Annotated in this window: 7 protein-coding genes; 6 read left to right on the top strand and 1 reads right to left on the bottom strand. The window is 39.1% G+C overall.

Going from position 1 to position 6,951, the window contains the following annotated elements; all coding sequences use genetic code 11:
• Nucleotides 1-111 precede the first annotated feature (111 nt).
• Nucleotides 112-1,173, bottom strand: a complete 1,062-nt coding sequence (locus tag ACNKW3_RS17315) for an energy transducer TonB (protein WP_427400585.1) — start codon at nucleotides 1,171-1,173, stop codon at nucleotides 112-114.
• Nucleotides 1,174-1,336: 163 nt separating this feature from the next.
• Between ACNKW3_RS17315 and ACNKW3_RS17310 the strand changes: the two genes are divergently transcribed.
• From ACNKW3_RS17310 to ahpF, 6 genes are all read left to right on the top strand, one after another.
• Nucleotides 1,337-1,939, top strand: coding sequence for a glycine zipper 2TM domain-containing protein (locus ACNKW3_RS17310; RefSeq protein ID WP_427400584.1), 603 nt, complete (start codon nucleotides 1,337-1,339; stop codon nucleotides 1,937-1,939).
• 87 nt (nucleotides 1,940-2,026) lie between these two features.
• Nucleotides 2,027-2,287: a PepSY domain-containing protein gene (locus ACNKW3_RS17305; RefSeq protein ID WP_427400583.1), complete on the top strand. Its 261-nt coding sequence runs from the start codon at nucleotides 2,027-2,029 to the stop codon at nucleotides 2,285-2,287.
• A 4-nt stretch (nucleotides 2,288-2,291) separates the two neighbouring features.
• Complete coding sequence (locus ACNKW3_RS17300) at nucleotides 2,292-2,975, top strand: response regulator transcription factor (RefSeq protein ID WP_427400582.1); 684 nt, start codon at nucleotides 2,292-2,294, stop codon at nucleotides 2,973-2,975.
• Nucleotides 2,956-4,287 (top strand): ATP-binding protein, encoded by a 1,332-nt coding sequence (locus ACNKW3_RS17295; RefSeq protein ID WP_427400581.1) that lies wholly within the window; start codon nucleotides 2,956-2,958, stop codon nucleotides 4,285-4,287. Before ACNKW3_RS17300 ends, ACNKW3_RS17295 begins: the two co-directional genes overlap by 20 nt.
• Nucleotides 4,288-4,479: 192 nt before the next feature.
• Complete coding sequence (gene ahpC / locus ACNKW3_RS17290; RefSeq protein ID WP_427400580.1) at nucleotides 4,480-5,043, top strand: alkyl hydroperoxide reductase subunit C; 564 nt, start codon at nucleotides 4,480-4,482, stop codon at nucleotides 5,041-5,043.
• A gap of 256 nt (nucleotides 5,044-5,299) precedes the next feature.
• Nucleotides 5,300-6,892 (top strand): alkyl hydroperoxide reductase subunit F, encoded by a 1,593-nt coding sequence (gene ahpF / locus ACNKW3_RS17285; RefSeq protein WP_427400579.1) that lies wholly within the window; start codon nucleotides 5,300-5,302, stop codon nucleotides 6,890-6,892.
• The last annotated feature ends 59 nt before the right edge of the window (nucleotides 6,893-6,951 follow it).

Below are 6,951 nucleotides of genomic sequence, written 5' to 3'. Positions count from 1 at the left end.
AGAATTTAGCTCAAATATAAACTGACACTGGCACCCTAAAATTCGGGTAACTGTCAGATCAAGTCTGAGCTACTACACATTAATAAATCCTTTTACCACATTTATTAGTGATTAAGCCTCAGGTGTAGACTTAAACTCTGAGATTAAAAACTGGCTTCCTTCTTTACCATACAAAGTCAAACCGCAATTTCCCCACGCTTCGGGGATATTCAACACGACCCTATTATGCACCGGCATTCTAGTAAATTTCATATCGCATCTAACTTCAATTTTATCTAGCGCTTGGTTGTCATCAACAACTGAAAAATAAGGACGAGATAGACGATGATAAGCGTTTCCAAACTTACTTATTTGTCCTTGTCTGATGATTTCTTGATCCGAAGACAACTTGTTTTGTATCAGAGGAATGACTTGTTCAACTGTATTTGTGCGGGATTCTAGGTCATCTTTAAAGTATTCATCGTGTAGCTTTAAGGTTTCTTTGTAAGCACCCGTTACAGCGCCTATTAAGATTAACTGATTGGCAACCTGATTTAATATAGCTTTATCAGCAGTATTGGTTAATGTTCGGTAAGCTTTGGATAAGGCATAGTAGCGGCTTAAATTATCTTTTTTACTCGCAAAAATATCTGCTGACATCTTATTTATTAAGCCATCCTCAAGTAAATTCCAAGAGCCTTCTTGTTTAACTTCATCAAGTATTTCCTCTGCAGCATCAATGTTTTCACTTTTTAATGCGGCGTAAAAATCTTCAAATTGTGCTTTAAATTTTTTGCTGACACTTCTTTGGCCATCGCCCAAGTGAAAATCAAATTGGATTAAATTTTCACTTGATACGACTTTTTCCCCATTCTTTGTTGCCGGTTCAAATTTTGATTTGTGTACCGCTTTAACAGCGGCTCTTTCAAATTGACGGTGACCACTAGAATCAACGATAACCACTTCATCAATGTCGCCCTCTTCATCTACCACATAGTTTATAAGCACCCAACCTTCGCGGCCTGAAATTGCATAGGATCTTGGATAGTCTGGATGGGTTCTTTTAATCGGAACAGGTCGTTTAAACTCATAGAATTCAGCGCTATCGGGTATTTGAGGTTCAGATTCCTGTAGTGCGAATGCGGGGTTTATGTAGGCTGAAAAAAATAAAAAAATTGAGGGGATAGCTTTCATGAAATTTACGTCCGTGTAATCATCTAGGTAAAACTCTACCAAAGTCGAATTAAAATAAATACCCGCTTTGATAATAAAATTCTATTTGTTCAGCTTAGGTTCAGTTTCAGTTGTTTAGTCTTCTTCGTAACGGTAGCGAAAACCGTGTTTAAAGGAGAAGAGTATGAAACTTATTAAACTAATTAAAACAAGTGTTATCAGCCTAGTAGTGGTGGGATTGACTTCGGTACCAGCTTTTGCTCACAACGGTTATAAGGGACATGGTAATCGGGGGCACGGAAACAAAGGTGTAGTTATTAGCGTAAAACCAATCTACGCAAAATTTAAAGGACCTAGGTTTAATCGGGATTGTCAGTTACCTCACCATAGAAATCATAGATTCGAATCAGGACATAGAGGAGGACACGGATATAATATCAGCCACAGTAGTCATGGAATCGAGCCTATTGTAGGCGCTGTCATTGGTGGTGTTGTCGGGAATCAATTCGGCTCAGGACGAGGAAAAACAGCTGCAACAGTTGCAGGTGCAGCAATTGGCGGCGCTATCGGGGCTGAACTAAGCAGTAAGCATTCAACCCATTCACAAATCAATATGCATCAAAGTTCAAGGAATCATCATAGAACTTCAAACAATTGCAGCTGGGGCAATGATGGATTTAATAAAAAACACAAGACTGTTATCGGTTATAAAGTGAAATATCGCTATAGAGGACAGATATTTACTACTAGAACGCAATTTCATCCAGGACGCTATATCCATATTTAACTGTTGTTCTATGTCGATAAATAAGTTGCTAAACTGGTAAGTGAATGCAGGTCATTCACTTACCAGTAACTAAAAATGAGAGAGTGTATGGGATTTGTGAAACGTCTAGGATATTTGATAAGCGTCATTATCATTAGTATTGCGCTAACAGCGCCAGCTGCTGCAAAAGACATTTCATTGCGAGAGGCGGTGGATCTAGTGCAACAAAGATATCCTGGAAAAGTATTAAAAGCGTCGCAGACCCGCATAAAAGATAACACATTTTACCGCATTAAAGTGATGACTAAACAGGGTAGAGTCGTGACATTATTAGTGAATGCGGATACCGGTAGAATACGTAAAGAATAGCCTTATGCGATTACTAGTTGTTGAAGATGACGAAACCTTAAATGCTCAATTGATAAAAGCATTTAAATCACAAGGCTATGCAGTTGATGCTGTCTTTAACGGAGAAGACGGATTATTTCAATTGCAAGAAATTGATTATGACGCTGCTGTGGTCGATATAGGCTTACCTAAACTTGATGGGCTTGCGCTGTTAGCACAATTACGTCAGCAAAAACAAACACCTGTATTGCTGTTAACCGCTAGAGGCAATTGGCAGGATAAAGTAATTGGATTAAATGCTGGCGCAGACGACTATCTGGCAAAGCCTTTTCAAATGGAAGAACTTAGCGCAAGACTTAAAGCATTGATTCGACGTCAGGCGAAACAACCGAATCCAATACTGACGTTTGGCGAGTTAAAAATAGACACCAATGCCAATGAAGTCTTGTTGAATGATTTGCCAGTTCCACTGACTGCCTACGAATTTCAATTATTGGAATATTTAATCAGACACCAAAATAGAGTGATTTCAAAAACGGAATTAACCGAACATCTATATGAACAGGATTTTGATCGCGATTCAAACGTTATAGAAGTGTTCGTGAAACGACTTCGCAACAAGTTAAGTCCTGAACAAGCAGATAAATATATTCACACCATTCGCGGCAAAGGATACAAATTTAAGTATCATGAAGCTGGCGAATATTAGTTTTAGAAATAGGTTAATCATATCTAACCTAGCCATGTTGCTGGTGGTTTTGCCGATCCTAGGGCTGAGTTTGTATGAAGCATTTAAGCAACAAGCTCAATTATCCGAAAAACAAACACTGAGAGCCTATAGTTATAATCTTTTGGCGGCGATTGAAATTGACAACGCTAGTCTAGTCAATGATATTCAACTTGATGCTCCAAGTTTTTCAATACCAGATTCTGGTCTTTATGCCTTAATACGTGATGAAAATAACCTTTTGTGGCATTCCTCGTCGTTTATTCCCAAACAAGCAACAGCATTTTGGTCACAATCCAAGATGGGAGAGGAAGTATTCGACACAATTGTGATTAACAACAGACAGCATTTTAATTGGCAAATGAAAGTTGGCGTTGAACAACAAGATAAGCTTTATCCCTTTACAGTACATATCATAAAATCTACCCAAGATTACGAAGAGCAGTTAGCGGTTTTTACTAATACTGTATGGACTTGGTTAGCCAGTTTAGGGCTTGTTTTTGTATGTCTACAAATACTTTGGATGCTTTGGTTCAACAAGCCAATAACCGATTTAAGTGAAGAGATTTCTTCAATCGAAAAAGGCGATAAAGAAAAAGTTTCAAATGACTATCCAGTTGAAATTACCGCGCTTACAACCAGTTTAAATAGATTAATCGCCACTGAATATCAACAGAGAGAGCGCTACAAAAACACCCTAGCGGATTTAGCACATAGCGTTAAAAATCCTTTGACTATTGTTATGAATAGCGAAGAAATCCCCCAAAGTTTAATGGCAGAACTACACAAAATTGATTCAAGTATCGAGCATCAACTAAAACGAGCCCAAGGGGGCCAAACAAGTTGGCAATCAGGAACCAAGCTATTGCCAATAATAGTGGATTTGCAAAGCGGTTTGAGAAAGTTGTACCCAGATAAAGAGATAAAATTCTCTAATCAAATAGAAGCAGACATAACCTTTTTTGGGGCTAAAGCAGATGCTTATGAAATCTTAGGCAACCTTTTGGATAATGCCTGTAAAGCTTGCCATCAGCGCATTAGCCTAAAGGCGCATCAATCTAACAATCTAGTCATCGAAATTCTAGACGATGGCCCCGGTATTTCGTCTGATTTGGTCAATCATATAATGCAAAGAGGGGTGAGGGCTGATACATATTCTCAAGGTCAAGGCATAGGCTTGGCCGTGGTAAATGATTTGGTGTCCGCCTATCAAGGGGAGCTGACTATTGATCCTGAAAGCGTGTTAGGTGGCGCAAAAATCAGCATCTGTTTTCCGATGCAAAAGAAAACCTAAATTAGCCCTTGTAATCTACCCAGAGTGACTACACTTACCTATTGATAGAAGTGATTCGCAATCCTAATCAGTTTTTTTGATTAAGCGTATCGTTTCTTTTTAATTTAATTAAAGTCAATTCATCTATATTCTTATTATCAACGTAAACGAATACGTTTTTTAAATTAACATTAACTAAAAGGAAAACTCCACATGTCAATGATTAACAAGACGATACCTGATTTTTCTGTTGAAGCTTTTCACGATGGCGATTTCAAAACTATTACTAGTGACGATGTGAAAGGTAAATGGTCTATCTTTTTGTTCTATCCAGCTGACTTTACTTTCGTATGTCCTACTGAATTAGAAGATATGCAAAAGGTTTATGCTGAACTAAAAGCACTTGACGTAGAAGTTTATGGTGTTTCTACTGATTCTCATTTCGTGCACAAAGCATGGCATGATTCATCACCAGCTATCGGTACTTTAACCTACCCAATGTTGGCAGATAACATCTTCACTTTATCACGCGGTTTCGACGTATTAATTGAAGAAGAAGGTCGCGCACTACGTGGTACTTTCTTAGCAAACCCTGAAGGTGTAATTAAAGTAGCTGAAATCCATGACCTAGGTATTGGTCGTTCAGCAAAAGATATGCTTCGTAAAGTTAAAGCTGCTCAATACGTAGCTAACAACGATGGTGAAGTATGTCCAGCAGCTTGGGAAGAAGGTCAAAAAACCTTAACTCCTAGCCTAGACTTAGTAGGTAAAATCTAAGTTGTGATGAACTCAAATCATCAGCTCGCGGCTTTTGCCGCGAGCAACTTTAAAAAATGTTTTAGGTTAGTAAGTAGCGAAACAAATAAAGGCGAATATTAGGGTTAGATAAATCCTTACACATGCATAATGCGATTTGTTTAACCCTAATATTCGACACTATCCTTTATTCCTAGCGATAAATAACCAATTTTAATTTTAACACTGCTTTACGCGGTACCGGGTCAGTATGACCAAATTTTAAGGAGGCTAGACTATGTTAACCCCTGATATTTTAAACGCCCTAAAAGGGTATATGGAAAATCTTAAACACGAAGTGACTTTCGTGATTCAGACAGGTGAGCATGAAAAGCGCGAAGAGCTTGTAGATATGTTACAGCAAATTGCGACCACATCTGACAAACTAAATGTTGTGGAAAAAGACACACAAGGTTTATTGCGTTCACCTGTTACTTTTGCAATTCAAAAAGACGGCGTAGATACCGGTATTACCTTTTCTGGCGTACCAGGTGGGCACGAGTTTAACTCATTGATTCTGGCTATCTTGCAAGCCGGTGGTAGCCAATTGAAATTGGATGAAAGTATCCAAAACATGGTCAAAAAAGTTAACGATAAATTGAATTTTCAAGTTTTTGTTAGCTTGAGTTGTCATGCATGCCCAGATGTTGTTCAGGCAATGAATCAATTTGCGTTATTAAACGACAACATCCAAGCTGAAATGATCGATGGTGGTGTCTATCCTGATTTAGTTGAAAAACACAATATTCAAGGTGTGCCCACGGTATATCTAAATGGTGAAGTTTTTGCAAGTGGTAAGGTTGAAATTGCCGGCATCGTAGAAAAATTAGGTAAAGTTGCCCCTGAAATTGTTCAAGCGAGCAATGATACTCCTGAGTTACCTCTGCAAGATGTAACTGTGATCGGTGGCGGTCCTGCTGGCGTAGCTTCAGCGATATACGCAGCTCGTAAAGGTTTGGCTGTGACTATTATCGCGGATAGATTTGGTGGCCAAGTCAAAGATACCATGGGAATCGAGAATTTAATTTCTGTGCCGAAAACCACGGGTCCTGAATTGGCGAATTCTTTAATGGCGCATTTGAATGATTACGATGTGACGCTTAAAGAGCATTTCCGAGTCGAAAAAATTGAGAAAGGTGACATTAAGACGCTTACTTTAAGTAACGGAGAAGTGATTCGTACTCGTACCTTGATTGTAGCGACTGGAGCAAACTGGCGTGAACTCGGTGTTCCTGGCGAGAAAGAGAATATCGGAAATGGTGTCGCTTATTGTCCACACTGTGATGGTCCATTCTACAAAGGTAAAGATGTAGCTGTCATCGGTGGTGGTAATAGTGGTGTAGAGGCTGCACTGGATTTAGCTGGTATTGTAAAAAGTGTCACAGTATTTGAGTTTTTGCCTGAGTTGAAAGCCGATAAAGTGTTGGTTGAGCAGTTAAGCAAACGCGACAACGTTAAAGTGATTACCAACGCAGCTACTAAGCAAATTCTTGCTGAAAATGGCAAAGTAAATGCTATCGAGTATATCGATAGAGCGACTGATACAGTGCATCAGCAAGAACTCAATGGTGTATTCGTGCAGATTGGTTTGGTACCAAACTCTAAAGTCGTTGAAGGTGTTGTTGATTTAACCAAATATGGCGAAATCATTGTAAATGAAAAGGGCAACACTAGTGAACCTGGCATATACGCTTGCGGAGATGTAACTACAGTGCCTTATAAACAAATCGTAGTTGCAATGGGAGAGGGAGCAAAAGCAGCGCTTGCGGCATTTGATTACCTACTAATGAACCCAGTATCTGAAAGCGAAAAAACTGAAAAAGCAGCCTAGGCTGTAATTCACCCTCCCGTAAAATGCCACCCTCTCCGGGTGGCATATTTTATGCTCAT

It is taken from the genome of Glaciecola sp. 1036, assembly GCF_050306235.1.
GTDB lineage: Bacteria > Pseudomonadota > Gammaproteobacteria > Enterobacterales > Alteromonadaceae > Glaciecola.
The sequence above is the reverse complement of the archived record's forward strand: the minus strand, read 5'-3'. Positions and strand labels throughout refer to the sequence as shown.